This is a genomic window from Jeongeupia naejangsanensis (assembly GCF_016865585.1).
Taxonomy (GTDB): domain Bacteria; phylum Pseudomonadota; class Gammaproteobacteria; order Burkholderiales; family Chitinibacteraceae; genus Jeongeupia; species Jeongeupia naejangsanensis.
The window spans coordinates 85,532-110,705 of record NZ_JAESND010000010.1; the positions used below are offsets into that span (position 1 = coordinate 85,532).

24 protein-coding genes and 1 riboswitch are annotated in these 25,174 nt (G+C 65.8%); of the genes, 10 read left to right on the top strand and 14 right to left on the bottom strand.

The annotated features are described in order from the left end of the window. Positions 1-49 precede the first annotated feature (49 nt). The 3 genes from JMJ54_RS16545 to JMJ54_RS16555 all read right to left on the bottom strand — a co-directional run bounded on the left by JMJ54_RS16545 (position 50) and on the right by JMJ54_RS16555 (position 3,300). Positions 50-1,201, bottom strand: coding sequence for a patatin-like phospholipase family protein (locus JMJ54_RS16545; protein WP_203539666.1), 1,152 nt, complete (start codon positions 1,199-1,201; stop codon positions 50-52). Between the two features lie 309 nt (positions 1,202-1,510). Continuing rightward, positions 1,511-2,428: an LpxL/LpxP family acyltransferase gene (locus tag JMJ54_RS16550; RefSeq protein ID WP_203539667.1), complete on the bottom strand. Its 918-nt coding sequence runs from the start codon at positions 2,426-2,428 to the stop codon at positions 1,511-1,513. Further along, positions 2,425-3,300, bottom strand: a complete 876-nt coding sequence (locus tag JMJ54_RS16555) for a lysophospholipid acyltransferase family protein (RefSeq protein ID WP_203539668.1) — start codon at positions 3,298-3,300, stop codon at positions 2,425-2,427. The genes JMJ54_RS16550 and JMJ54_RS16555 overlap by 4 nt, the downstream gene beginning before the upstream one ends. A gap of 80 nt (positions 3,301-3,380) precedes the next feature. Between JMJ54_RS16555 and metK the strand changes: the two genes are divergently transcribed. Both metK and JMJ54_RS16565 read left to right on the top strand, forming a co-directional pair. Then, a complete protein-coding gene (gene metK / locus JMJ54_RS16560; RefSeq protein WP_203539669.1) occupies positions 3,381-4,547 on the top strand; it encodes a methionine adenosyltransferase in 1,167 nt (388 codons plus the stop codon). Between the two features lie 138 nt (positions 4,548-4,685). Next, on the top strand, positions 4,686-6,050 hold the full coding sequence (locus tag JMJ54_RS16565) for a hypothetical protein (RefSeq protein WP_203539670.1): 1,365 nt from the start codon (positions 4,686-4,688) through the stop codon (positions 6,048-6,050). Here JMJ54_RS16565 and JMJ54_RS16570 read toward each other — a convergent pair. The 6 genes from JMJ54_RS16570 to JMJ54_RS16595 are packed head-to-tail and all read right to left on the bottom strand — an operon-like array spanning position 6,019 to position 10,461. Beyond that, positions 6,019-6,945 (bottom strand): cation diffusion facilitator family transporter, encoded by a 927-nt coding sequence (locus tag JMJ54_RS16570; protein WP_203539671.1) that lies wholly within the window; start codon positions 6,943-6,945, stop codon positions 6,019-6,021. The genes JMJ54_RS16565 and JMJ54_RS16570 overlap by 32 nt on opposite strands. A 43-nt stretch (positions 6,946-6,988) precedes the next feature. After that, positions 6,989-7,348 carry an adenosylmethionine decarboxylase gene (gene speD / locus JMJ54_RS16575; protein ID WP_203539672.1) on the bottom strand — a complete coding sequence of 120 codons (360 nt, stop codon included), beginning with the start codon at positions 7,346-7,348 and terminating at the stop codon, positions 6,989-6,991. Next, positions 7,345-7,503 carry a hypothetical protein gene (locus JMJ54_RS16580; protein WP_189461885.1) on the bottom strand — a complete coding sequence of 53 codons (159 nt, stop codon included), beginning with the start codon at positions 7,501-7,503 and terminating at the stop codon, positions 7,345-7,347. The genes speD and JMJ54_RS16580 overlap by 4 nt, the downstream gene beginning before the upstream one ends. Positions 7,504-7,506: 3 nt before the next feature. Then, positions 7,507-8,985: a DUF4178 domain-containing protein gene (locus JMJ54_RS16585; protein ID WP_203539673.1), complete on the bottom strand. Its 1,479-nt coding sequence runs from the start codon at positions 8,983-8,985 to the stop codon at positions 7,507-7,509. After that, positions 8,985-10,031: an SPFH domain-containing protein gene (locus tag JMJ54_RS16590; RefSeq protein WP_203539750.1), complete on the bottom strand. Its 1,047-nt coding sequence runs from the start codon at positions 10,029-10,031 to the stop codon at positions 8,985-8,987. Before JMJ54_RS16590 ends, JMJ54_RS16585 begins: the two co-directional genes overlap by 1 nt. 43 nt (positions 10,032-10,074) lie before the next feature. Then, positions 10,075-10,461, bottom strand: a complete 387-nt coding sequence (locus JMJ54_RS16595; RefSeq protein WP_203539674.1) for a DUF350 domain-containing protein — start codon at positions 10,459-10,461, stop codon at positions 10,075-10,077. A 74-nt stretch (positions 10,462-10,535) separates the two neighbouring features. Between JMJ54_RS16595 and JMJ54_RS16600 the strand changes: the two genes are divergently transcribed. From JMJ54_RS16600 to JMJ54_RS16610, 3 genes are all read left to right on the top strand, one after another. Further along, positions 10,536-12,047, top strand: a complete 1,512-nt coding sequence (locus tag JMJ54_RS16600; protein WP_239000153.1) for a polyamine aminopropyltransferase — start codon at positions 10,536-10,538, stop codon at positions 12,045-12,047. A gap of 12 nt (positions 12,048-12,059) precedes the next feature. Further along, positions 12,060-13,667 (top strand): NAD(P)-binding protein, encoded by a 1,608-nt coding sequence (locus JMJ54_RS16605; protein ID WP_203539676.1) that lies wholly within the window; start codon positions 12,060-12,062, stop codon positions 13,665-13,667. 80 nt (positions 13,668-13,747) lie between these two features. Then, positions 13,748-14,071, top strand: a complete 324-nt coding sequence (locus tag JMJ54_RS16610) for a rhodanese-like domain-containing protein (protein WP_203539677.1) — start codon at positions 13,748-13,750, stop codon at positions 14,069-14,071. A gap of 21 nt (positions 14,072-14,092) precedes the next feature. Here the strand turns inward: JMJ54_RS16610 and JMJ54_RS16615 are convergent, their stop codons facing one another. Both JMJ54_RS16615 and JMJ54_RS16620 read right to left on the bottom strand, forming a co-directional pair. Beyond that, positions 14,093-14,641, bottom strand: coding sequence for a lipid-binding SYLF domain-containing protein (locus tag JMJ54_RS16615; protein ID WP_203539678.1), 549 nt, complete (start codon positions 14,639-14,641; stop codon positions 14,093-14,095). Between the two features lie 128 nt (positions 14,642-14,769). Next, positions 14,770-15,378, bottom strand: coding sequence for a lipid-binding SYLF domain-containing protein (locus tag JMJ54_RS16620; RefSeq protein WP_203539679.1), 609 nt, complete (start codon positions 15,376-15,378; stop codon positions 14,770-14,772). Positions 15,379-15,582: 204 nt separating this feature from the next. On the opposite strand from JMJ54_RS16620, the gene paeA reads away from it, so the two are divergent. From paeA to JMJ54_RS16635, 3 genes are all read left to right on the top strand, one after another. Then, entirely contained in the window at positions 15,583-16,917 is a 1,335-nt protein-coding gene (gene paeA, locus JMJ54_RS16625) for a polyamine export protein PaeA (RefSeq protein WP_203539680.1), read from the top strand. A 31-nt stretch (positions 16,918-16,948) separates the two neighbouring features. Beyond that, positions 16,949-17,031: riboswitch (S-adenosyl-L-homocysteine riboswitch) on the top strand. A gap of 67 nt (positions 17,032-17,098) precedes the next feature. Continuing rightward, complete coding sequence (gene ahcY / locus JMJ54_RS16630) at positions 17,099-18,499, top strand: adenosylhomocysteinase (RefSeq protein WP_203539681.1); 1,401 nt, start codon at positions 17,099-17,101, stop codon at positions 18,497-18,499. Between the two features lie 156 nt (positions 18,500-18,655). Beyond that, positions 18,656-20,149 carry an AMP nucleosidase gene (locus tag JMJ54_RS16635; RefSeq protein ID WP_189461896.1) on the top strand — a complete coding sequence of 498 codons (1,494 nt, stop codon included), beginning with the start codon at positions 18,656-18,658 and terminating at the stop codon, positions 20,147-20,149. A gap of 9 nt (positions 20,150-20,158) precedes the next feature. Here the strand turns inward: JMJ54_RS16635 and JMJ54_RS16640 are convergent, their stop codons facing one another. After that, positions 20,159-20,404 (bottom strand): DUF7660 family protein, encoded by a 246-nt coding sequence (locus tag JMJ54_RS16640; RefSeq protein WP_189461897.1) that lies wholly within the window; start codon positions 20,402-20,404, stop codon positions 20,159-20,161. 76 nt (positions 20,405-20,480) lie between these two features. Here JMJ54_RS16640 and JMJ54_RS16645 point away from each other — a divergent pair, with 76 nt between their 5' ends. Together JMJ54_RS16645 and JMJ54_RS16650 are read left to right on the top strand one after the other, a co-directional pair. Continuing rightward, positions 20,481-21,089 carry a DUF938 domain-containing protein gene (locus JMJ54_RS16645; RefSeq protein ID WP_203539682.1) on the top strand — a complete coding sequence of 203 codons (609 nt, stop codon included), beginning with the start codon at positions 20,481-20,483 and terminating at the stop codon, positions 21,087-21,089. Between the two features lie 49 nt (positions 21,090-21,138). Further along, positions 21,139-23,088: a helicase-related protein gene (locus JMJ54_RS16650; protein ID WP_203539683.1), complete on the top strand. Its 1,950-nt coding sequence runs from the start codon at positions 21,139-21,141 to the stop codon at positions 23,086-23,088. A 39-nt stretch (positions 23,089-23,127) separates the two neighbouring features. On the opposite strand, the gene JMJ54_RS16655 is transcribed toward JMJ54_RS16650, so the two are convergent. After that, positions 23,128-24,264: an HD domain-containing phosphohydrolase gene (locus JMJ54_RS16655; protein ID WP_203539684.1), complete on the bottom strand. Its 1,137-nt coding sequence runs from the start codon at positions 24,262-24,264 to the stop codon at positions 23,128-23,130. A gap of 49 nt (positions 24,265-24,313) precedes the next feature. Further along, positions 24,314-25,153 carry a LysR family transcriptional regulator gene (locus tag JMJ54_RS16660; RefSeq protein ID WP_203539685.1) on the bottom strand — a complete coding sequence of 280 codons (840 nt, stop codon included), beginning with the start codon at positions 25,151-25,153 and terminating at the stop codon, positions 24,314-24,316. Positions 25,154-25,174 lie beyond the last annotated feature (21 nt).

Genomic DNA, 25,174 nt, shown 5'->3' on the forward strand with positions numbered 1-25,174 from the left:
GGCAGCAAACTGCTTTGGCTCGCTCACCGAATGAAACGGATCAGGCGCTTCAGGCGCGCAAGTGCTGCTCGGCCGTATGCCGCGTGACGCGCTGGCCATCGCCTTCGACATCGGCCAGGGTCCAGTCCTCCGGCAGCGACGGTACGCTTTCGTCGTAAGCGATACCCAGCCGCACGGCATGCTCCCGGCAGAAGCCCAGCCCGGCGTCGAAGCCGATGCGGAACAGCGTGTGCATGTTCGAATACGACCAGTCGAACATCCGCTCCCAGCGTTCGGCCGGCAGATCCGGCGACAACAGCGGCACCCGCAGCAGCGCGCGCTTCTCGCTGCCGTCGGCATTGCGGTTGTGCACCAGTTCGAACAGCTTCAGGTCGTCCTTGGCGATTTCGGTCAGCGGCGTGATGATCGACATCACCCAGGCGTCGTAGAGGTCGCGCGGTGCGCGCAGCAGCCGGTCGGCCCCGAGCACGTCGAACACGACGATGGTGTCGATGTCCGGATCGCTGGCGTCGTCGCCGATCAGCGCCTTGAAATTCAGCGTGTCGAGCGCCGCGCCCTCGATGTAGCGTTCACCGTCGATCTCGGTCGGCGGATACAGGAAGGGAAAGGAAAGCGCAGCGCGGAAGTGCGCCACATCGATGTCCTGACCCCGCCACTGCGCCATTTCGTGGCGGTCAACGTTGTAAGCATTCAGGTAAACCGGCTTTTCGTACGTCCGCAAGCGCTCGAAATCGACGACGTCTTCGACGAACGGCACGTGCGCGCACAGGCCCAGACTCTCGGCGCTCAGGTCGCTCGGCGTCGCCGTCGCCCACAGCAGTTGCTGCCAGTCGCTCCAGAGCCGGAACGCCGGGCTGACGTCGGCCATCCGCTCGACCAGCTGGGCATACGGCGATGCCTTCAGGCCGTCGCGAAACAGGTCGGCCAGCGCACCGGGCTTGTTGAATACCTTGAAATTGACCGGCAGGGCCCGGTACAGCGAATCCGAAATCCCCATCTCGACCATGCCCGCGAGCGCTGCGATCGGCGAGCCAGCCTTCGGCGCCGCGTACAGCAGCCCTACCAGCGCGCCGGCCCCCGAGGTCGAAATCACGTCGAAATCGACCCGTTGCCGCAGCATCGCGCACAGCGCGCCCGCCATCAGCGGCATGTTCGGTGCACCACCGCCGATCACCAGTGCAGTCTTGTTTGCTTTTTTCATGCTGCCTCTCCTCTGAACAAGGAAGACAGCATAGCGCGTCCATCGGCCGGACAGACGGCGGTCGCTCCGACCGTGGCGGCTCAGTCACATCAGCCAGCAATACGGTGTACAAAGCAATGCCCCAAGGGCACTTCCTGCGGGGCGCGAATCCAGCGCAGCGGTGCTGGCCAAGGAGGCTCTTAGGGTCCGAAGCGTCCCAAGGGGGGCCTCCTTCGGTCGCAGCAGTACAACCAGGTACGACAAGCCAGCACAGCGCAGCCGGCAGGATTTGCGCCCCGCAGGAAGTGCCCCTGGGGCATTCGTTTGCGCTCAGTCCTGCGGGCCCTTGCGGCCGTACAGGTCGGGTTCGCCGCGCGGCCGCGTCTTGAAACGCCGGTGCAGCCAGTAGTACTGCGCCGGAAAATCGAGGACGCGCTGTTCGATGAAGGCGTTCATCCTGCGCGTATCAACCTCGACGTCGTCCCCCGGAAAACCGTCCCACACCGGGTAATAGCGGGTGACGAAATGGTTGCCTTCGAGCGTCGTCACCATCGGCACGACCACGGCCTTGCCAAGCTGGGCCAGCCTCGGCAGGCCCGGGACCGTCGCGGTCTGGATGCCGAAGAACGGCACGAAGATCGACTCCTTGCGGCCGAGATCCTGGTCCGGCAGGTAGTACAGCGGTGCGCCCTGCTTCAGCGCCTTGACGATGGGACGGACGCCGTCGATGCGGCGGATCAACAACGGCGCGCCGAAGCGCGAGCGGCCCAGGCGCAGCAACTGGTCGAACGGGTTGTCGTGCGTCGACGTATAGATGCTCGCGCCCCAGTGGTCGGCGGTATGCAGGATGCCGCCGTAGTCGAGGCCGAGAAAGTGCGGCGCCAGCAGGATCACCGGCTGGTCCTTAACCGCCAGATAGTGCTCGTAGCCTTCGCGTCGGACCAGTTTACGGACCAGTTTTTCCGGGCCGAACCAGAGTTTGCCGTAAGCGAGCAGGCAGCTGCAGAACACCCGGTAGTGTTCGCGCAGCGTGGCGCGGCGGCGCGCCTCCGGCCAGTCCGGGAAGCACAGCCGCAGATTGATCAGCCCGACCTTGCGCCGCCCCGGGATCAGCCAGTAAATCAGTTCGCCAAGCACCGCGCCCTTGAAGCGGATCAACGGCATCGGCAACCAGCGCAACAGCCAGAACGGTACCGCCAGTAATTTTGCCGGCAGCGACAGCGTTTGCCAGGTGGTCGGCTCGCTCATGCGTTCTCCTCACCCGGCTTCGGAGCACCGGCCGGCCGTTTGTAACGGTTGTAGCTCCACAGGTATTGCGCCGGCGCACGCGCGATCAGGTCCTCGATCGCCGCATTGACGATGGTCGCATCGACAACCGGCTCGCCGCTCAGCGCCGGCAACGGCACGATGTGCATGCGGTAGCCGCGCCCCCATGACAGTCGTTCGGCAAAGCACATCAGCACCGTCGCATCGAACTGGCGCGCCAGCTTGGGCAGCAGGGTCATCGTATACGCCGGCTGGCCGAAGAACGGCGCCCACACGCCGTCACCGGCGCCGGGGGCCTGGTCGGGCAGCATGTAGGCGGTCTGGCCACCCTTGAGGGTTTTCAGCAGCAGCCGCACGCCCTTGGCGTTGGCTGGCGCCGCCAGTCCGTTCTCGCGGTCGCGCGACGCCAGCATCAGCGGTTCGAGCGCCTTGATTTTCGGCGGCCGATACAGCGCGGCGAGCTGGCGCGGAATCCGCATCGCCAGATGGATGCCGCAGGCTTCGATCGCGCCCAGATGCGGCGAAACGAACAGGATCGGTTTCGGATTCGCCAGCGCCGCATCGACATGCTCCCAGCCGCGGCGCTCGATTACGAGCTGCGCGACCTTTTCGGCCGGTCGCAGCCAGTGCACCAGCATTTCGGCCCCGGCCATGCCGTGCTGCACAATACTTGAGCGGAGCAATCGGGTATAATCGGCGTCATTTTTCGCCAGCCCCGACTGGCGCAGATTCGCCGCCAGCCTTTTCCGGTAGGTCGGATCCGCAGCCCAGGCGAGCCAGCCCGCAACGATGCCGGCACCGTGGAAGAACCACAGCGGCAGCCAGGCAAACGGGCGAAGCAATTTCAGCAGCATGTAATGTCCATTGATGATCTGCGGCAACGATTTTATCGGCTTTGCCGCATGCCCGACATGACTTAGGAGCCCAGAGGCCCATGAAAGAATTCCTGTTTACATCCGAATCGGTCTCTGAAGGCCATCCCGACAAGGTCGCCGACCAGATCTCCGACTCCATCCTCGACGCGATCCTGACCCAGGACAAAAACGCGCGTGTCGCCGCCGAAACGCTGGTCAACACCGGCCTCGTCGTGCTCGCCGGCGAAATCACCACTACCGCCAATATCGACTACATCCAGATCGCGCGCGATACGATCAAGCGCATCGGCTACGACCACAGCGACATCGGCTTCGACTACAAGACCTGCGCCGTGCTGGTCGCCTACGACAAGCAGAGCCCGGACATCGCCCAGGGCGTCGACGAAGGCGCGGGCCTCGATCTGGACCAGGGTGCCGGCGACCAGGGCCTGATGTTCGGCTACGCCTGCGACGAAACGCCGCAGCTGATGCCGGCGTCGATCTACTACGCGCACCGTCTGGTGCAGCGCCAGTCCGAACTGCGCAAGGACGGCCGCCTGCCGTGGCTGCGCCCGGATGCCAAGAGTCAGGTCACGCTGAAGTACGATGCGGAAACCGGTGCCGTCATCGGCGTCGACACCATCGTGCTGTCGACCCAGCATCACCCGGATGTCTCGCACGCGCAGCTGTCCGAAGCCGTGATCGAGGAGATCATCAAGCCGGTGATGCCGTCCGAGTGGCTGCAGAACCCGAAATATCTGGTCAACCCGACCGGCCGTTTCGTCATCGGCGGCCCGATGGGTGACTGCGGTCTGACCGGCCGCAAGATCATCGTCGACACCTACGGCGGCGCAGCGCCGCACGGCGGTGGCGCGTTCTCGGGCAAGGATCCGTCCAAGGTCGACCGCTCGGCCGCCTATGCCGGCCGTTATGTCGCGAAGAATATCGTTGCCGCCGGCATCGCCAAGCAGTGCATGGTGCAGGTGTCCTACGCGATCGGCGTTTCGAAGCCGGTGTCGATCATGGTCGACACCTGGGGCACGTCCAAGCTGTCGAACGAGCAGATCGTCAAGCTGATCGAGCGCCACTTCGACCTGCGCCCGAAGGGTATCGTGCAGATGCTCGACCTGCTGCGCCCGGTATACACCCGCACCGCCGCTTACGGCCACTTCGGTCGCGAAGAGCCGGACTTCACCTGGGAACGCACCGACAAGGCCGAAGCGCTGCGCGCCGACGCCGGCCTCTGATCCGCGACTGATCCGGTATCGAGCCCAGCAGACGGGATGGCATCGCCATCCCGTTTTTGCGTTTGATCGCGCAAGTAGGATCAGGCGAAACGCATTCGCATGGGCAACGATGGCGCATCCCGACGATCGAGTCCCGCGATGCAGCCTCCCTCTCCCACCACCCTCGCCGTGCTGGCGCTCCTCGCCGCCTGCGTCAGCGGCTTTGCCATCCGCAAGGCATGGGGACTCCGGCCCGTCGTCTGGCTCGGCTGGTGTGCGCCGGTACCGCTGTTGCTGTTGCTCCCGTTGCTGTCGCCATGGGCAATCGCCGGTAGTGCCCTGCTGGCCGGGCTGATCGGCTACAGCGGCTACCTTGGCCTCTTCCGCCTTGTCCTGCCCGCGCGCGCAGCCACAACGACCTGGCTGGCATTGGCTGGCGGTCTGGTCCTGCTGTTCTGGCTCACCCGATTGCTCGACACCGCGCTGCCGTCGCAGCTCAATGTCCTCGCCTGGCCGCTGGCGCTGGTGTCACTCGAAGCGGTCATCGCGCGGGTCTCGCCGCATGGTGACGCGCTGACGCTGGCGACGAGCCAGGCGTCCGCCCTGCCGCTGGTTCAGATCGCCGCACTGTTCGGCCTGCGCGGCGTCGTCTTCACGCTGGGGATCGGATCCGCGTGGCTGGTCGAGATCATCCGTGTGCTCTGTTTAGGCGATGCGCTGGCCGGCCTCGCACTGTCGTCGGCCCTGCTCGCAGGCGTCGTCGCCTACGGCCTCGTTCGTCTGCGCCGGCCATCTCCCGCGCAAACACCCATCGTCACACTCGTGAGCAGCGATACGCGAAACGACGACGATCAGGCGCTGGACGCTTATGCCGCCGCGATCGCCGGTGCGCCGGCACAGGGCGTGATCGTGCTGCCGGAGAAACGGTTCGGATCCTCAGAAGCAATCGATCAGATCCTGCTCGATCTCGCCAGAAGCCGGCAAAGCACCGTCATCGCCGGCCTCGAAACCGCACATGACGCGCGCCGTTTCAATATCGCCCGGGCCTATGCCCCCGACGGCCAGAGCCGCGATTACGCCAAGCGCTTTCTGGTTCCGGGGCTCGAAGACGGACTGCACCCCGGCAGCAAGCCACTGATCGTCGGCGATGGCATCGCGCTGGCGATCTGCCGCGACGCCTTCTTTGCCGCCAGCACCCGCAGTTACGCGCCACCAGCCGCAAGGATGCTGGCCGTACCGGCATGGGATTTCGACGTCGACGCCTGGGTACGTGCAAGGCTCGCGGTACTGCGCGGGATCGAATGCGGCTTGCCGGTGCTGCGCAGCGCCCGCAACGGCCTGCTGACGGTCAGCGACCCGTACGGCCGCATCGTGGCCGAAACCGCCAGCACGGCGGCAATCACGACGATTTCGGCACCGCTGCCGACGGCCCTGCCCGCCCTGACCTTGTACACGCGCGGCGGGCGGCATTTCGACCTGCTCTGCCTCGCGCTTACGCTGGCCCTGCTGGCGTCGTCGCTGTAGCCGGTCCGGCCGGATCGACATGGGTCATCACGTCCAGCACCGGCAGCGCCGCCATGACCCGTTCCCGCGCGGCAACGGCAATCGCATGGCCGGCACTGACGCTGATCGTCCCGTCGATCTCGAGGTGCACGTCGACGAGGATCATGTCGCCCATCTTGCGCGTGCGCAGGTCGTGCACGCCCTGTACGCCCGGCGTCGCGGCCACGATCTCGCGGATCCGTTCGATGTCGCCGGCGTCGGCGGCATGGTCCATCAGTTCGTGCAGCGAACGCCACGCAAACGCCCAGCCCATCCGGCCGACCATGAAGCCGACGATCAGCGCGGCGATCGGGTCGAGCAGCTTCAGGCCGGCCAGATTGCCGACGATGCCGATCGCGACGACCAGCGACGATGCCGCGTCCGAACGCGCATGCCAGGCATTGGCTGCCAGCAGGCTGGAGCGCAACCGCTGCGCCACGGCGAGCATGTAGCGAAACAGCAGCTCCTTGGCCACCAGCGCGCCCAGCGCCACCCACAGCGCGACCAGGTGCACCTGCGGAATCAGCGCCGGCGTCTGCAGCTTCTGCAGCGCGGACCAGAGCATGCCGACGCCGACCGCAAGCAGGATCGCACCGATGACGAAGGATGCGGCGTTCTCGTAGCGCTGGTGACCGTACTGGTGGTCGGCATCGGGCGCCTTGCCGCTGTAGCGGTTGGCGAACAGCACGACGAAGTCGGAGACGAGATCCGACAGCGAGTGCAGGCCGTCGGCGATCAGCGCCTGCGAGTGCGCGAACACGCCGACCACGATCTGGACAAGACTCAGGCCGATGTTGACGACGACGCTGACCAGCGTGCTGCGGCGCGCAGCCTGCGAAGCCGCTTCGGTCGGGAGAGGGGACGTGCTGACATTCATGCCGACATTATCCGTCGTGGCGGCAAAACCGCCACGACCGGGATCAAGGTGCAGGCGGCTGACCGCGCGGCACCTGCCGCTGGGTGCAGCGGGCCGGGCCGAACGACGCCGCCAGACTCGCCAGCGCCAGCTCAGGCCGGGCGTCGCCGCACATGAACACGTCGACGGCGGCAAAACCGTGCTCGGGCCAGGTGTGGATCGAGATGTGCGACTCCATCAGCAGCAGCACGCCGGTCACACCCTGTCCGTCACCGAACGGATGGACATGGCCGAACAGCACCGTCGCGCCGGCCGCCCGCGCGGCGTCGCGCATCGCCGACTCGACCCTCGCCGCATCGCTCAGCAGCGCCGGGACCACCCCGTACAGGTCGGCCAGCAGGTGCTGGCCAATCGCGGCGCTCACTTGTGCCCGCCGCTGTACGACGAACCACCACCGGAATAGCCGCCACTGCCCCAGCCGCGGCTGCTGCGCCCGCCCTCGTCGGTCATCGACAGGTTGATCAGCGTCGACACGGCGATGACGATCAGGCAGTAAACAATGTAAGCGAATCGGGACATGGGTCAGCCGTCGAAATCCTGGTTGGCCGGGATCCACAGCAGGATCATCGCGACAAAGCCGACCATGATCACGTCGTCGTCAAAACCCGATGTGATCAGGATGGGCAGATTGATCAGCAGGAAAATCGCCATCGCCCAGGTGGCCGGACGGCGCAGCGATTCACGGTCACCGGCCGTCGTTCCCGCGCCGCTCGCCAGCCCCGCACGCGGCCGGTTCGCCAGTGCCGGCTTCCCGAACCACTGGCCGACTAGCTGGGCAGTGACGCGCTCGCTGCGCGACCAGCCCATTTCCTTCGCGCCCGATTCGCGCGTCAGCTTGATGCCGTTGCGCTCGTAGTCCGAAATCCACGTCTTGTCGCCAACGGCTGCGCGCCAGTTGAACGCGCCGGCGGCAAAGGTCACGACCGATGCGTAATCGTACAGGTGGCGGAAATGCTCGCCCTTGTACACCGCCTGTTCCATGCTCGCCGATTCGGGCCAGATGTCCATCACCCGGACCTGGTCCCAGCCCTCTTCCGCCTCGACCAGCCATTGCAGCCCGGCGCTCGGGTGGTACAGCAGGTATTCGGTCCATACCGACGTCACATCGTCGGCCTCGCGGCAGTGCAGCAGGCCGATCACTGTCCATTTTCGGCCGGCGATGGTGCCGACGTCGCCGATCGCCAGCGTCGTCACCACCCTGGCGAGTTCGCCGCGATTGGCGATCAGCGTCGCGGTATCGCTGCTGCAGTCGACTTCGGCGTGGCAGGCCGGACAAACGAGCTGGGTCGCGATGCCGGACGGAAATTCGAGCGGGCTGCCACAGCTCGGGCACGTCAGCGTCTGCGGCGTGCCGCGCAGGCGTCCGGCGGCAGCAACGATGGTGTCGTCGTCGCGCAGCAGCTGCATGTTCAGCGTGTCGAGCGGCGCGGCGGTGCCGACGTAAACCTGCGGTTTTTCGTCCGAATAGTCGAGCGTCAGGAAACGCTCGCGGCAGCGTGCATCGGCGACCCTGGCTTCCCAGCCGTCACCGACGACGAAGGGCAGCTCGCCCTGGCCACCGGTGCAGCGCGCACCGCGCACGTCGGACATCGTGTAGCTGTTGCCGCCGTAGCGGTAGATTGCGCCGACGCGCAGGTTCTCGAAGTTCGGGATGTCGGTCGCGTCGCTGACGGCCAGCGTGAACACGTACTGGCCGCCGGCCTCGGCGAGCCAGCCGGCACTGCCGTCGTCGAACAGCGCGTACCATTCGTTCCAGAAACCGGCGTCGTAACGCAGCTGGATCCGGCCGACCAGCGCGAAATGCCGGCCCTGCCAGACGCCGCTGCTGCCGATCTGCAGCGGCGACGCATCCTCGAGCACGTTCGCCAGCCTGCCCTGCTCGCGCACGGCGTCGGCATCGCGCAGCACCACGGTACGGCAATACTCGCAGACGGCCATCACCGAGATCGTCGAACGGAAGACGACCTCGGCACCGCACGAAGGGCAGGCGACGCGATACATCAGCCGATCAGTTTCTTCAGCACTTCGGCCTTGGCGCTATCGTAGTCGGCCTGCGAAATCAGCCCCTGATCGAGCAGGCCCTTGAGCTTGGCAAGCTTGGCTTGCGGATCGTCGGCCGCAACACCCGCAGCTACTGCGCCAGCGGTGGCGGCACCGGTCACTGCGGCGACACCGGCAGCCGCCTGCGGGTTGAGCGCGCCGCGCATCGCGTCGGTCATCACCTGACCGACGCCGACGCCGGCCGCCAGCCCGGCACCGATGCCGGCCAGGCCGCCTTCGTTCTGCGCCGCCAGCGGAATGCTCTGCGCGGTCTGGTACTGGGTGAACTTCTGCAGGTCGCCGACCATGCCCATGCTGATCCGGGTATCGATCGCCTTCTGCAGCTCTTCCGGCAGCGAGACGTTCTCGACCGCGAAATTGTCGAGCGCGAGGCCGTACTGCGCGAACGTCGGCGCCAGCGCCTCGGCAATCTTCTGCCCCATCAGTGCCTGATTGGCCGCCATGTCGAGGAAGGGAATGCCCGACGCGCCGAGCGTGCTGGTCATCGTCGACACGACGAGGTTGCGCAGCTGGGTTTCCAGCTCGTCGCGCGTATACGCTTCGCGCGTGCCGCTGATCGCGGTGAAGAACAGCTTCGGGTCGACCAGCTTGTACGAATAGATGCCGAAGGCGCGCATCCGCACCATGCCGAAATCCGCATCGCGGATCGTGATCGGCTGCGGCGTGCCCCATTTGCGGCCGAGCTGGACGCGGGTACTGAAGAAGTAGACGTCGCTCTTGAACGGCGATTCGAACAGCTTGTCCCAGTTCTTCAGGTAGGTCAGCACCGGCAGCGTCTGCGTCGTCAGCTTGTACATGCCGGCGGCGAACACGTCGGCAATCTGGCCTTCGTTGACGAACACCGCCGCCTGCGACTCGCGCACCGTCAGGCTGGCACCGTACTGGATTTCGAAATCCGCCATCGGATAGCGCCAGGCGAGCACGCCGTCGCTGTCCTCGTTCCACTGCAGGATGTCGATAAACTGCTTCTTGATGAAAGAGCCCAGTGACATGGTCGGACCTCGTTGAACGGTTCGTTGCGGAAATGGATTACGAGAGGCAGGCGGCGTTGAGAATGCCGACCACCAGCGAGACGGTGCCCATCAGGGCGCCCATTGCGACGTTGTTCTCGATCAGCGCCTGATTCATGTTCGGCAGCAGCCGCGAGAGCGCGATATAGGCGACCAGCTGCACCAGCGCCGCCATCGCGGCCCAGAGCAGGAACATCGGATAGCTGGCGTGGATGACCGCGCTGGCGGCGACGGTGAGCGAGAAGCCGAGCAGCGCGCCGCCGAACGACAGCGCGGCGGCCAGACAGCCCTGGCGGATCAGCGCGATTTCGGCAAACGGCGTCACCCGCACGTAGATCGCTGCGAACAGCGCGACCAGCGCCAGCCCGGAGAGCAGATAGATCAAATACGAGTACAGCGGTAGCATGCGCGCATCCTTGCTGAAACAGGCGTGAAGTTTACGTCAAACCCAAGCAAATCATCGTCCTTTCCGGTGCCGTGTTGGATCGCCTGCTCATTCTTTCGGTTTTCGTCGTCGCCTCGTGCGGGCTCGCCTACGAGCTGATCGCCGGCGCGCTCGCCAGCTACCTGCTCGGCGATTCGATCCTGCAGTTTTCGTCGATCATCGGCGCCTATCTGTTCGCCATGGGCATCGGCTCCCACCTCTCCCAGTATGTGAAGGACGAGGACAGCCTGGCGCGCTTCATCGATATCGAGCTTCTGGTCGGCCTGATCGGCGGCCTCGCCGCGCTGGCGCTGTTCCTCGTGTTCAGCTGGCTGGCCGCGCCGTTCCGCACCGTGCTGTACGCGCTGGTGCTGATCATCGGCACGCTGGTCGGCATGGAAATCCCGCTGGTGATGCGGGTGCTCAACCAGCGGCAGGCCGAGTTCCGCGAACTCGTCAGCCGGGTGCTGACCTTCGACTACTTAGGCGCCTTGGCGGTGTCGCTGCTGTTTCCGCTGGTGCTGGCGCCCAAGCTCGGGCTGGCACGCACCGGCCTGCTGTTCGGCATCTGCAACGTCGGCGTGGCGATCTGGACCGCGTATGCCTTCCGGCGCGAGTTGCCGGGGCTGCGCGCGCAGCTGACCCGTGCCTTCGTCGTGCTGGCAGTGCTGATCGCCGGCTTCGCCGTGGCAGACCGGCTGGTGCAGTGGTCGGAGAAGGGCCTGTTCGGCGACGAGATCATCCATGCCGAAACCACGCCCTACCAACGGCTGGTGATCACGCGCTGGCACGACGACCTGCGGCTGCACATCAACGGCAACCTGCAGTTCTCCAGCCGTGACGAGTTCCGCTACCATGAAGCGCTAGTCCATCCGCTGATGGCGACGCTGCCGTGGGCCAAGCGCGTACTGGTGCTCGGCGGTGGCGACGGACTGGCCGCGCGCGAGCTGCTCAAGTACAAGAACATCGAATCCGTCACGCTGGTCGACCTCGACCCGGCAATGACGACGCTGTTCGCCAAGGCGCCAGCGCTGACCGCGCTGAACCAGGGCGCGCTGAAAAATCCGCGCGTCCACGTGGTCAACGACGACGCCGGTCGCTGGCTCGAGAACCACGACCAGGTCTACGACGCAGTGATCGTCGACTTCCCCGATCCAAGCAATTTCGCGCTCGGCAAGCTGTACTCGGTGCCGTTCTACCGGCTCTTGAAGCGCCACGTTGCCGAACACGGCGCCATCGTCGTGCAGTCGACATCACCGTACTTCGCGCCGCGCAGCTTCTGGTGCATTGATGCGACGCTGAAGGATGCCGGTTTCCACACCCGGCCCTACCACACCTACGTGCCATCGTTCGGCGAGTGGGGCTTCATCATCGCCGGTGCGCAGCCCGGTTACGCACCGCCCGAAAGTATCCCGGTACCGACGCGTTACCTGAACCCGGCGGCGATCCGGCTGATGTTCGACTTCCCGCCCGACATGCAGCCGCCACCCGGCATCGAGCCGAACCGGCTCAACACCCAGTCCCTCGTCCATTACTTCGAGCAGGACTGGCGCAATGTGCAGCGCTAAGGCCGGCTGGCAATGAAGCGCCGTGCCTTCCTGCAGGCCGGGCTCGCCGCCGGCCTTGCCGCCGGTCTGCCAGGCTGCCGCTTCGACGGCAGCGCGCTCTTCCGGCCCGATATCCGGATCACCCGACCCGGTATGGACGTCGGCCACGTGCTGCGCGACCGGCAGCCGCTGCCTCCGGTCTCCGGTGAAATCCGTACCGATGTGGCCATCCTCGGCAGCGGCGTCGCCGGGTTGACCGCCGGCTGGCGGCTGGCGCGCGAAGGCTTCGGCGATTTCGTCCTCGTCACCGGGCCCGAGCCGTTCGGCAATGCCACCGCCATCCGGTTCGGAGACGTACCGTGCCCGACCGGTGCGCACTATCTGCCGCTGCCGACCCCCGCTTCGGCCCACGTACGCACACTGCTCGGCGAGATGAAGCTCGTTGACGATGCCTTTGCCGCCGCACCCGACTACGACGAAGCGGCGCTGGTCCATGCGCCCGAATCGCGGCTGTGGATCAACGGCCGCTGGCAGGGCGGCGTGCAGCCGCATCACGGCATCCCTGCCAGCGAGGTCGCCGAGCAGCAGCACTTCTACGCCTACACCGAATCGCTGAAACAGCGCCTTGGGCGCGACGGCCGGCGGCTGTTCGAGATTCCGCTGGCGCTGTCCTCAAGCGATCCTGAATGGCGCGCGCTCGATGCCGAGACCTTCGCGCACTGGCTCGCGCGCAACGACTACACGGCGCCGAGTTTGCTGTGGTACCTCGACTACTGTTGCCGCGATGATTTCGGCACCGGTCTCGCCCACACCTCGGCGTGGGCCGGGCTGCACTACTTCGCCAGCCGCAACGGCAGCGCGCGCAACGGCGACGACGCCGCCGTGCTGACCTGGGCCGACGGGTTGAACACGCCGGCGAGGCATCTGCTCGGCGCGATCACGCCGCAGCGCACCTTGGCCGGCAGCGTCGTGCGCGTCAGCGAGCGGCGCGACCATGTCGAAGCGCTGGTATTACAATACGGCCGGCTGATCCGCATCCGCGCGCGCCGCGCAGTGATCGCGATGCCGCTGTTCGTCGCCGGCCATATCGTCGAAGGACTGAAAAACGAGGGGTTCGATCCGGCAATCCACACGCCCGAGCACGCGCCGTGGCTGGTCGCCAACTTCGCAATGGACCACTTTCCAAGTGAAAAAAAAGGCGAGGTGCTGGCCTGGGACAACGTCGTCTATCAGGGCAAGGGCCTGGGCTACGTGGTCGCAACGCACCAGCTGATCCGCGCCGCGCGCCCCGAACGCACCGTGTTCACCGCCTACCATGCGCTGGCCGATGGCGAGCCGCGCGACGTGCGACGCTGGCTGGCCGGCGCCAGTGCCGACGAACTTTACGACCTCGCCGCCAGCGATCTGGCCGAGGTCTACGGCTGGAAGCTGACGCGCAACGCCAGCGCGGTCGAGATCACGCTGCGTGGCCACGCGATGCCGTCACCGCGGCCGGGCTTTCTCGGTAACGCCGGTACACAGGCTTTGGCCGCAGCCGACGGCCGCCTCCTGTTCGCGCACAGCGACCTGTCGGGCTATTCGGTTTTCGAGGAGGCGGCATGGTGGGGCTGGCACGCCGCCGGGCGCATTCTGGGCACCTGAGCCGACGCCGCCAAACGGCGCCCGGCGTGGCGGCGGCTATGGCAGAATCGGCCGGTTCAATCCGCACCGAGATCCGCGCCATGCAACACCTTTCCCCGCAACAACTCGCCCAATGGCTCGCCGACGACAGCCGCGCCCGCCCGGTGCTGCTCGACGTACGCGAAGGCTGGGAGGTCGGCATCTGCAGTCTGGCCGGGATCACGCATATGCCGATGGGCGAGATTCCGTCGCGCCAGCTCGAACTCGACCCGGACGCGCCGACGGTGGTGATCTGTCATCACGGCATGCGCAGCTATCAGGTCGCCGGTTTTCTCGAGCGCAGCGGCTTCAGCCAGCTGATCAATCTGGATGGCGGCATGGCTGCCTGGGCCGACGACGTCGATCCGGCCTGCCCGCGCTACTGAGCAGGGTCAAGCGCTACGGGCTCAGTTCAGCTCGTCGTTGACCGAGTACTTCGAGCCGGTCACCGTGGCCTCGGCGGCCAGACCGGTCTCGGTCATCTGGTACATCAGCACGCCCGGCGCCACGCTGGTCGCGCCGGCCGCGTCACCACCCTGATCGTCGGCCTTGGCCGAGGCATTGGCCTGGGCGCCGAACTGCCAGCCCGAATGGATGAATTCGTTCAGCGCGCTCTTGCTCTTGAAGATGAAGACCTGATGGTAGCTCTTGGCACCCAGACCCAGCCCGGCCTGCGCGCCCAGCATGTCCATATAGGTGACGTGCTTGCTGCCGCGGTCGACGGCAATCCCGTGGCCGCTGTTGCCGCCGGCGAGCATGAGCTTGGCAGTGAAGTTGTCGAACACGGCATAACCGGCGCTGTGCGCGATGGCCGATTTCGACTTCGGATAGGTCTTGTAGAGTTGCGTCAGCGTGTCCGACGCCATCTGCTTGAGTTCGGTACGCTGGGTTTCGGGGGTTTTGTCGTCACCGAACAAACCGGCGTTGGCCTGACCGGCCAGCAGCAATGCACTCATTGCAACAATACAGATACGGCGCATAGATCACTCTCAGTTAGTTGATTTATGCAACCATAATACCGAGACATCATGAACCGCCGACAGGCCAAATTAACGCCGGCCGGCGGTATCAATACCGATCGGGCTTATTTGCCCGAGTTCAGCTTCTTGTCGACGTAATACTTGCTGCCGGCCACCGTGGCCTCGGCCGTCAGGCCGTTTTCGGTGAACTGATAGGCGTAGACGTCCTTGGCGATCATGCTCGCGCCGGTCAGCCCGAGGCCCTTGTCATTGGCCTTGGCTGCCGCCGTCGCATCCCCGCTGAATGCCCAGCCCGACGTGATGAACTTGTTGAACGACTTCGGGCTCATGAACACCAGCACCAGCCGCGAATTCTTGATGCCGAGTCCGATGCCGGCCTTGGCCTGCGCCACGCCCATGAAGGTTTCGTGCTTCGACGGCAGGCTCACCGCCACACCGCTGCCACCGCCCGCACCGGCAAACAGGATCATCGCGCCACCGGTATCGAACACGGCATAACCGGCCGACTTGGCGATCGTTGCCTGCGCGTCCGGATGGGCCTTGTAGACGTCGGCCAGCGTATCGCTCGCCATCTGGCGGATTTTGGCGCGCTGTTCGGACGGCGCCTTGGCCTGCCCTTCGGGCTTGGCATCAGCGCTGACCGCCTCGGCGAACACCGGCTGCGCAGCAAGCGCACCAACCAGCGCGATGGGGAACAACCACTTACATGCCATGATCCTGCCTCCTTGACTTATGGGTGGAACTTTCAGGATAGCTCATGCGCAGCACGGCTTCCGATGCAAATTTCCGGGGTGTTTCCGCATGGTTTTCCCTGGCCCGGGATGCCGGCCGGCTGGATCAAAAGCTGCGGTTTGCTTTCGAAACCGCCACAATGAAGCCGCCGGCACAGCAAGCGCCGGGACAACAGGAATCCCCCAATGAGCCTGACCACAGGTCTTTTCACCCTTCTGGCCCTACTCGGCTTCAGTGCATTTTTCTCGATTTCGGAGATCTCGCTCGCCGCGGCGCGTAAGTTCCGGCTGCAGATGATGGCCGACGAAGGCGAGGCCAGCGCGCCGCTGGTCATTGCACTGCAGGAAAAACCCGGCGACTTTTTCACCGTGGTGCAGGTCGGCGTCAACGCCGTGGCGATTCTCGGCGGTATCGTCGGTGACGCGACCTTCACGCCCTACCTCACCAGCTGGTTCGCACGACTGAATGTCGATGCCCAGCTGGCCTCGACGCTGTCCTTCCTGCTGTCGTTCCTGATCACCACCGGCCTCTTCATCCAGTTTGCCGACCTGATTCCGAAACGGCTGGGCATGCTCAAGCCCGAACAGATGGCGGTACGCATCGTCAAGCCGATGATGGTCTGCACCACGCTGCTGCGGCCGCTGGTCTGGCTGTTCGACGGCGTGGCCAACCTGATCTTCCGCATCTTCAAGGTGCCGACGCAGCGGGTCGAATCGATCACGTCGGACGAGATCGTCGCGCTGGTCGACGCCGGCGCCGAAGCCGGCACGCTGCAGCGCAAGGAGCACCTGTTCATCGAGAACATGTTCGAGCTGGGCGAGCGCTTCGTCACGTCGGTGATGACGGCACGCGAACAGGTGATCTTTTTCACCGATACCGACAGCAACGACGTCATCCGCCAGAAGATCACTGACGAGCCGCACGCCAAGTTCCTGCTGTGCAAGGACGGCATCGACAGCGTCTACGCCTATGTCGACGCCAAGGACCTGCTGCAGCACGTGCTGAAGAGCGCGCCCGAGGCGCTGCAGGCCGGGCTGCGCCAGGTCGCCGTGAAAAGCGTACTGCTGGTGCCCGATACGATTTCGCTGTCCGAAGCGCTCGACCGTTTCAAGGAAACGCACGAGGACTTCGCCGTCGTCATCAACGAGTACGCGCTGGTGGTCGGCATCTTCACGCTCAACGACGTGATCCGCCACCTGATCGGCAGCGTCACCGACCTGAGCCAGCAGGACCAGATCGTCCGCCGCGACGACAGTTCGTGGCTGGTCGACGGCGTCACGCCGATCACCGATCTCAAGGCCGTGCTCGAAATCGACGACCTGCCCGACGAGGAAAACTACGAAACCGTCGCCGGTCTCTTGATGTACCTGCTGAAGAAAATCCCGAAGAAGGCCGAGGCGATCGACTGCCGCGGCTACCGTTTCGAGGTCGTCGACATCGATCATTACCGGATCGACCAGGTGCTGGTCACCCGGCTGCCGCTGGGCAGCGCGACCGCAGCACCGAACGGCGACGGCTGACGGATTCGCCGAAAGCCGATAGAATTCAAGCCCTTCCGAGGAGCGCTGCGACCCGCTGGTGGCCAGAAGCCACAAGGGCCAGGCTCGGAACGAATCCAACGGCGCTCACCTGACCAACCCGTGCCGGGCACGGGGATTGCGGGTGAGCCGCATCCCTCCCGGCCACACGAAGGACTCTACCGTGGCCGAATTCAAAGACTTTCACGTTGCCGACCTGTCCCTTGCCGCCTGGGGCCGCAAGGAACTGAACATCGCCGAAACCGAAATGCCGGGCCTGATGGCCGTGCGCGAACAGTTCGGTGCCGCTCAGCCGCTGAAGGGCGCACGCATCGCCGGCAGCATCCACATGACCATCCAGACCGGCGTACTGATCGAGGCGCTGCAGGCGCTCGGCGCCAAGGTCCGCTGGGTGTCGTGCAACATCTTCTCGACCCAGGATCACGCCGCCGCCGCCATCGCCGCCGCCGGCACGCCGGTGTTCGCCTACAAGGGCGAATCGCTGGAAGAGTACTGGGACTTCACCCACCGCATCTTCGACTTCGAAGGCGGTGAATACGCCAACATGATCCTCGACGACGGCGGCGACGCCACGCTGCTGCTGCACCTCGGCGCCCGTGCCGAGAGCGATCTGTCGCTGGTCGCCAACCCGACCAACGAAGAAGAAACCGTACTGTACGCGGCGATCAAGGCGCAGATCGCCAAGGATCCGAAGTGGTACTCGACCCGACTGGCCCACATCCAGGGCGTGACCGAGGAAACCACCACCGGCGTGCACCGCCTCTATCAAATGCACGAGAAGGGCCAGCTGGCCTTCCCGGCGATCAACGTCAACGACTCGGTCACCAAGTCCAAGTTCGACAACCTGTACGGCTGCCGCGAATCGCTGGTCGACGGCATCAAGCGCGCCACCGACGTGATGATCGCCGGCAAGGTCGCGATCGTGCTGGGCTACGGCGACGTGGGCAAGGGCTGCGCGCAATCGCTGCGCGGCCTCGGCGCCACCGTGTGGGTCACCGAAGTCGACCCGATCTGCGCGCTGCAGGCGGCCATGGAAGGCTACCGCGTCGTGCTGATGGACGAAGTCGCGTCGCAGAGCGACATCTTCGTCACCACCACCGGCAACGTCGGCGTGATCACCCACGACCACATGAAGGCGATGAAGCACAACGCCATCGTCTGCAACATCGGCCACTTCGACTCGGAAATCGAAGTCGCGTCGCTGCGCCAGTACAACTGGGACAACATCAAGCCGCAGGTCGACCACATCGAGTTTCCAGACGGCAAGCGCATCATCCTGCTGGCCGAAGGCCGCCTCGTGAACCTCGGTTGCGCTACCGGCCACCCGAGCTTCGTGATGTCGAACTCGTTCGCCAACCAGGTGCTCGCACAGATCGAACTGTTCACCAAGCGCGAGCAGTATCCGGTCGGCGTCTACGTGCTGCCGAAGCACCTCGACGAAATGGTCGCCCGCCTGCATCTGGGCCGCATCGGCGCCAAGCTGACCGTGCTGACCGACGAGCAGGCTGCGTACATCAACGTGCCTAAGGACGGCCCGTTCAAGCCGGCTCATTACCGTTATTGATCAGCCGACATCACCCGCGCCTTCCGTGCGGGCTGATCGTGAAAAGGGGCTTCGGCCCCTTTTCTGCGTCCGCGTCACACGCTTGCGACGCAGCCGTGCCAGAATCGGGGAAGAGACGCATTCCGAATCCATACGCCCCGCACCGGACGAACGCCCATGTTCCACCAGCCCGAATTCATCGCCCCGACCCGCCATACCGACGCCGACGCCGCGCTGGCGCAGGTCCGTCTGGTTTACGAATCCAGCCTTGCCCACCTGCGTGACGCGATGGCGCGCTTCGTCGCCGGCGAGACGCTGCCCGGCCACGTCCGCGCCTGCTACCCCTACGTACGGCTGCAGACCGACACCGTGTCGCGGCTGCATCCGGTCGACGGCCTGCATCTGGCTTTCGGTTTCGTTGCCGGCCCGGGCCGCTACGAAACCACGCTGACCCGCCCGGACCTGTTCGATCACTACTACCACGAGCAGTTCGCGCTGCTGCTGCAGAACCACGGTGTCGAGCTCGAGATCGGTGTCAGCAACCAGCCGATTCCGGTGCATTTCTCGTTTGCCGAGAACGACCATATCGAGGGCAGCCTGACACTCGAGCGCCGCCAGCTGATGCGCGACGTCTTCGACCTGCCCGACCTGTCGGCGATGGACGACGGCATCGCCAACGGCACCTACGAGCCGGCCGCCGGCGAGCCGCAGCCGCTGTCTCTGTTCACGGCACCGCGCGTCGATTACTCGCTGCACCGGCTCCGGCATTACACCGGCACGCAGCCCGAGCATTTCCAGAACTTCGTGCTGTTCACCAACTACCAGTTCTACATCGACGAATTCATCCGCCTCGGCCTCGAGGCAATGAGCGACCCGGACAGCGAATACATCGCCTTCGTCGAGCCCGGCAACGTGATTACCCGTCGTACCGGCCTATCCGCGGAGGCCGCCGACGCACTCGGCGTGGCGCCGCCGCGGCTGCCGCAGATGCCGGCCTATCACCTGATTCGTGCCGACCACAGCGGCATCACCATGGTCAACATCGGTGTCGGCCCGGCCAACGCCAAGACTGCGACCGACCACATCGCCGTACTGCGCCCGCATGCGTGGATCATGCTCGGCCACTGCGCCGGCCTGCGGCAGACGCAGCAGCTCGGCGACTACGTGCTGGCGCACGGCTATGTGCGCGAGGATCACGTGCTCGATCAGGACCTGCCGCTGTGGGTACCGATTCCGGCGCTGGCCGAAATCCAGGTCGCACTGCAGGCGGCCGTCTCCGACGTCACGCAGATCCACGGTGCCGAGCTGAAACGCGTGATGCGCACCGGCACCGTTGCCAGTACCGACAACCGGAACTGGGAGCTGCTGCCCGACAACGCGCCGCAGCGTCGTTTCAGCCAGAGCCGTGCCGTCGCGCTCGACATGGAAAGCGCGACGATCGCCGCCAACGGTTTCCGCTTCCGCGTCCCGTACGGCACCCTGCTGTGCGTGTCGGACAAACCGCTGCACGGCGAGATCAAGCTGCCGGGCATGGCCAACCATTTCTACCGCGAACGCGTCGACCAGCACCTGCGCATCGGCATCCGCGCGATGGAGCTGCTGCGCGATCAGGGCGTCGACCAGTTGCACAGCCGCAAGCTGCGCAGCTTTGCCGAAGTCGCGTTCCAGTAAGCGGAGCGGCTAGTCGCAGACCTTGCCGGAGTAGAGGAACACCGCGCAGCGCTTCCACGGCGACACCTCGGCAAGGCCCTGAATCCTGCCGAGCTGGGTCGACTCGGCCCAGTTCAACGCCGCGCCGAGGAAGTCCTCGATCGTCTGGTGCTGCCACTGCGCCGGGTCGGCCTGACGATCGGCCAGCAGGGCCCGGGCGAAGGCCAGAAACGAATTCGGATCGGTAACATCCTGCAATTGCTGGTACAAATCCATCGCTCGACCGCCTTTGATGATCAAGCGCCGAGTATGCCCGATACCGGCCAACCGCTGCCTCGCCAAGGACACGCTCATGACCGATTACGACGCCCGCCTTTACGCCCCCGCCACCGGACGTAACCGCGACGCGATTCTTGCGGTACTGCAACGCGTACTGCCTGCCTCGGGTACGGTGCTGGAAATCGCCAGCGGCAGCGGCGAGCACGCGGTACACTTCGCCGCCGCGCTGCCGCAACTGGTCTGGCAGACCAGCGACCCCGACGCGCCGTCGCGCGCCTCGATCGCGGCATGGGCCGAACACGCCGGCGTCGCGCTGTCGCCGCCTTTGGCGCTCGACGTCATGGCGGCCGACTGGGGCATTGCCCGGGCGCAGGCACTGGTGTGCATCAACATGATCCATATCTCGCCGTGGCCGGCGACGCTGGCGCTGTTTGCCGGTGCCGCCCGCGTGCTCGATCCCGGCAGCCCGGTCTGCCTGTACGGCCCCTACCGCCGCGACGGCGCTCACACTGCGCCAAGCAATGCAGACTTCGACGCCCAGCTGCGCGCCCGCAACCCCGAATGGGGCGTACGCGACCTCGAAACCGTGATCGGCACGGCCTTTGATGCGGGCTTCGTTCTCGACGACGTCGTTGCCATGCCCGCGAACAACCTCAGCGTAGTGCTGCGCAAGCGCCGCTGACCACCCTCTATGAACCGCCGGCCCGCAAGGGCGGGCCACCGACACACCCATGACCGATATCGAAACGACCGAAGACAGCAGCAACGCCCTCAACGACTATCTGCACGCCTACCGCGCCACGCTGGTGACCACCGACGGCAGCTATGCGGTGTCGGTCCACGGAGAGATCGTCGTCGGCGACCGCAGCATTCCCTACCATCTGGTGCCCGACGCCGGCTTCCTCGGCAAGACCGCCAAGTGGCGCAAGCTGACGACGACGGCCAAGCTCGCGCTGCTGCAGGAACGCTGGAACGCCGGCGCGCTGCAGACGCTCGAAGCCGCGCTGATCGAGTGTGCCGATACGGTGATCGACATCGCGACCGAGTGCGAGATCGATCCGACCGGCGCGCTGAACGCGCTGCAGGCCAAGTACGAGCGCGCCAGCGACCGCTGCAAGGTCGCGCTGGCGCGGATCGAGGCACAGCAGGGCACGAATGCCGCGACGCGGCAGGCCGAAAAGACACGCAACGCCGTCAACCTGTCGCTGTACCCGGAGTCGTTCACCAAGGCGCAGGCGATGCCGCGGCATTTCATCGCCGTGCTCGGCCCGACCAACTCGGGCAAAACGCACGCGGCGATGGAACATCTGGCACAGGCGAAGTCCGGTGCCTACCTCGCACCGCTGCGGCTGCTGGCGCTGGAGAACTACCAGCGCCTGCTCGATGCCGGCGTCGCCGTCAGCCTGATCACCGGCGAGCAGCGCAAGCTGCATCCGGGTGCGACCCACGTCGCCAGCACCGTCGAGATGTTCAACCCGAACAAGCCGATCGACGTTGCCGTCATCGACGAAATCCAGCTGCTCGACGACCCCGACCGCGGTGCGGCGTGGACCGCCGCCGTGTGCGGCGTGCCGGCCAACACCGTCTACCTGCTCGGGGCGCTCGAAGCGCAGCAGGCGATCGAATCGCTGGTCCACCGCATCGGCGGCACGCTCGAAGTCCGCAAGCTCGAGCGCAAGTCGCCGCTGAAAATGGATCCGCAACCGCTCGGCTCGCTGAAGAACCTCAAGCCCGGCGACGTGCTGATCGCGTTCTCGCGTCGCGAGGTACTGAACTGGCGCGACCAGGCGATCGCCGAGGGTTTCGCCGTGTCGGCGATCTACGGCAACCTCTCGCCCGAGGTGCGGCAGGCACAGGCCGAGCGTTTCGTCTCCGGCGACACCAAGATCATCGTCGGCACCGATGCGATCGGCATGGGGCTGAACACGCCGGCACGGCGGGTGATCTTCACCACGTCGAACAAGTGGGACGGCTACAGCGAAGGCACGATCACCGCGGCGCTCGCCAAGCAGATCGCCGGCCGCGCCGGGCGCTTCGGCGCGCACGAGGCCGGTTTCGTCGCCGGTTTCGACGCCCGCACGCACAAGGTCATCGCCGAGCTGCTGCGCGAAAAGATCGAGCCGCTGCCGGCGACCGGGTTCTTCGTCGCACCGAACCTCGACTACCTGCAGCAGATTTCCAGGGCCACCGGCCAGACCAAGCTGTTCGCACTGCTCGAACTCTTCACCAAACACATCAACGTGCACGACGAGTTCTTCGTTCCGGCCAACCTCAGCGACCAGATGGAAAAGGCGCGCTGGCTCGATACGCTGAAGCTGTCGCTCGAAGACCGCTACACCTTCAGCCTGTGCCCGGTGTCGACCAAGATTCCGATGCTGGAAAACGCGCTGCTGGACTGGGCACGCGACCGCGCCGACGGCAAGCCCTCACCGCTGCTGCGGATCGAAGGCATCGGCGGGCGCAACGCGCTGCAGTACCTCGAGGACAGCTGCAAGCTGTACGCCGCGTACGCATGGCTGGGCTACCGGATGGCAGACACCTTCCCGCACGAGGAACTGGCGCAGTCACTGATGAAGACGACGTCCGAGAAGATCGACCTGATGCTGCAGCAGCAGAACAAGCGTCAGGCGCAGGCACCGCAGCCCAAGCGCGGCGGGCGACGGCGCTTCGGTCCGCGCTGAGCCGGTACACGGCCCCGGCACAAGTGGCAATCGCCGCGTTCAGGACCGCGCGGTATGGTCGCCGCGCGCAGCCCGGACGCGTTGCGCCAGCGCTTCGAGTTCAAGCCGCCAGGCCGGCCAGCTCGCCGACTGCGGCAGGTCGTGGCGCTGGATGTCGCGCAGCAGGTCACCGAGCTGCCAGTCGACTTCCTGTGCCAGCGCCAGCAGTTCCTGCGCGACCTGTTCGTCGTCGATCGCGTAATCGAGCGCCAGCTCGATCCGGTGCAGGTCGATGCCGAGCTGGGCCAGCATGCCGTAGATGCGGTCGAGCCGGTCGATGACGAAATCGGGGAGCGCCAGTGCTTCCAGCCGGCCGCGCTGGGCCAGCCAGTTGTCGAACAGTGCCGCCTGACCGCCCAGTTGCTCGGACAGTACCAGCAGCCTCGCCTCGGACGGATGGCTGTGTCCGGGCAGAACGATGCCCTGCAAGGCCCGCGCCAGCAGATCGATCGCATCGGTCCGGAAGCTGTTGCGGATCAGTCGCAGCCAGATCAGCATCGCCGCCGGCCGACGCTTGGGCAGTACCGACCCCACGGCCTCGGCAACAGCCAGGATTTCGCCGAGCGGATGCAGCACGCGATGCGTACCGTGAGTCGGATAGCCGCTGCCGTCGACGCGTTCGTGATGCTGCAGTACCGCCAGTACTGCCGACTCCGGCACCTCCGGACAACGCCGCAGCAACAACGCCGCGAGCTGCGGGTGGTCGTCGATGATGCGCATCGCTTCCGGATCGCCGGCCGCCGGAATCAGGCTGTCCAGACCGATCAGGCCGGCATCGTGAAACAGTGCGGCGATCATCAGTGCGGACCGGTCCGGCACCGACAACTGCAAACCCAGCGCGAGGTAATCCGCAAGGATCACGATGATCAGGTGGTGCTGGTACAGCTCGGGGTTTTCGGCTGCCAGCCGGCCAAGCTGGCGGGACAGCGGCTCGGGCAGCTGCAGCGCGCCAAGGCCGTACTTGAAGCCCAGCGGATCGGTCGAGCGCGCGATCAGCGTTGCCAGCGTCGGCACGCTGTGCAGCGCCAGCTGCGCATGCTCGGCGACCTCCTCGCTGCGCAGACCCGCACCGACGAAATGGGGAACGGACGGCGCGCTGGCGCGCATTCCGCGAGATGAACCATCCGGCTGCGACATGGTGATCTCCCCCTGGACTTGTTGCCCTGCAGTATAGGCAGGCCGACGGCTAGCGCAGCAGTGCGATGAAGCGGTCACGCAGCGGGCTGCCTGCCTGTGGTCGCCACGCCAGACCGACCTGCCAGCCGATCTCGGCCTCCGGCTGCACGATGCGGACCCCCGGCGGCAGGATGTGCATGGCGCTTTCGGGCACCGGCGCCGCGCCGATGCCGGCCGCTGCCAGCGCCAGCAGCGTCTGGATGTCGCCGGCCTCGTGGATGGCCGATGGCACGAAGCCCTGCCCGGACCAGTGATCGAGCAAGCGGTCGACTTCGGCAGCAAGCCCCGGGCCGCGCTGCCGCACCAGCCGCAGGACAGTGAGGGGCCGTAGCGGATCGACACCGTCGCCGACCGCCAGCACCAGCCGGTCCGATCGCAGCGGCAGACTCGCCAGCGTGGCCGGAACCGGCAGCCGCACGAAGCCGAGCTGCAGGCGGCCGTCCAGCAAGCGCTCGACCTGCTCGGCCGACGACATGTCCTCGAGACTGATCTCGACGTCAGGATGGTGACGGCGGAAGGTGGCGATGCACTGCGGCGCCAGCTGCAGGCTGGACAGCCCGAAGCCGATGGCCAGCCGGCCGGCTTCCCCCTTGGCCATGTGGCGCGCTCGCAGGTCGAGCGCATCGGCGCGGCCGAGCAGCTCGCGCGCTTCGCCGAGGAAATCGGCGCCAAAGCCGGTCAGCGCCACCCCGTGCCGGCCGCGAACGAAGAGCGGCACGCCGAGCCGGTCTTCGAGCACGCGGATCTGCTTGGTCAGCGCCGGCTGGGTCAGGCACAGCCGACTCGCGGCCTGACCGTAATGCAGGCAGTCGGCGAGGACGACAAAGGCGCGGAGCAGGCGGATTTCCATTCCTTCAGGTTATCACCGACC

What these genes read in the sequence shown, in the direction of transcription:
- JMJ54_RS16545 (WP_203539666.1), bottom strand. Translation starts at nt 1,201, where the DNA reads ATGAAAAAAGCAAACAAGACTGCACTGGTGATCGGCGGTGGTGCACCG.
- JMJ54_RS16550 (WP_203539667.1), bottom strand. Translation starts at nt 2,428, where the DNA reads ATGAGCGAGCCGACCACCTGGCAAACGCTGTCGCTGCCGGCAAAATTA.
- JMJ54_RS16555 (WP_203539668.1), bottom strand. Translation starts at nt 3,300, where the DNA reads ATGCTGCTGAAATTGCTTCGCCCGTTTGCCTGGCTGCCGCTGTGGTTC.
- metK (WP_203539669.1), top strand. Translation starts at nt 3,381, where the DNA reads ATGAAAGAATTCCTGTTTACATCCGAATCGGTCTCTGAAGGCCATCCC.
- JMJ54_RS16565 (WP_203539670.1), top strand. Translation starts at nt 4,686, where the DNA reads ATGCAGCCTCCCTCTCCCACCACCCTCGCCGTGCTGGCGCTCCTCGCC.
- JMJ54_RS16570 (WP_203539671.1), bottom strand. Translation starts at nt 6,945, where the DNA reads ATGAATGTCAGCACGTCCCCTCTCCCGACCGAAGCGGCTTCGCAGGCT.
- JMJ54_RS16580 (WP_189461885.1), bottom strand. Translation starts at nt 7,503, where the DNA reads ATGTCCCGATTCGCTTACATTGTTTACTGCCTGATCGTCATCGCCGTG.
- JMJ54_RS16585 (WP_203539673.1), bottom strand. Translation starts at nt 8,985, where the DNA reads ATGTATCGCGTCGCCTGCCCTTCGTGCGGTGCCGAGGTCGTCTTCCGT.
- JMJ54_RS16595 (WP_203539674.1), bottom strand. Translation starts at nt 10,461, where the DNA reads ATGCTACCGCTGTACTCGTATTTGATCTATCTGCTCTCCGGGCTGGCG.
- JMJ54_RS16605 (WP_203539676.1), top strand. Translation starts at nt 12,060, where the DNA reads ATGAAGCGCCGTGCCTTCCTGCAGGCCGGGCTCGCCGCCGGCCTTGCC.
- JMJ54_RS16610 (WP_203539677.1), top strand. Translation starts at nt 13,748, where the DNA reads ATGCAACACCTTTCCCCGCAACAACTCGCCCAATGGCTCGCCGACGAC.
- JMJ54_RS16615 (WP_203539678.1), bottom strand. Translation starts at nt 14,641, where the DNA reads ATGAGTGCATTGCTGCTGGCCGGTCAGGCCAACGCCGGTTTGTTCGGT.
- JMJ54_RS16620 (WP_203539679.1), bottom strand. Translation starts at nt 15,378, where the DNA reads ATGGCATGTAAGTGGTTGTTCCCCATCGCGCTGGTTGGTGCGCTTGCT.
- paeA (WP_203539680.1), top strand. Translation starts at nt 15,583, where the DNA reads ATGAGCCTGACCACAGGTCTTTTCACCCTTCTGGCCCTACTCGGCTTC.
- JMJ54_RS16635 (WP_189461896.1), top strand. Translation starts at nt 18,656, where the DNA reads ATGTTCCACCAGCCCGAATTCATCGCCCCGACCCGCCATACCGACGCC.
- JMJ54_RS16640 (WP_189461897.1), bottom strand. Translation starts at nt 20,404, where the DNA reads ATGGATTTGTACCAGCAATTGCAGGATGTTACCGATCCGAATTCGTTT.
- JMJ54_RS16645 (WP_203539682.1), top strand. Translation starts at nt 20,481, where the DNA reads ATGACCGATTACGACGCCCGCCTTTACGCCCCCGCCACCGGACGTAAC.
- JMJ54_RS16650 (WP_203539683.1), top strand. Translation starts at nt 21,139, where the DNA reads ATGACCGATATCGAAACGACCGAAGACAGCAGCAACGCCCTCAACGAC.
- JMJ54_RS16655 (WP_203539684.1), bottom strand. Translation starts at nt 24,264, where the DNA reads ATGTCGCAGCCGGATGGTTCATCTCGCGGAATGCGCGCCAGCGCGCCG.
- JMJ54_RS16660 (WP_203539685.1), bottom strand. Translation starts at nt 25,153, where the DNA reads ATGGAAATCCGCCTGCTCCGCGCCTTTGTCGTCCTCGCCGACTGCCTG.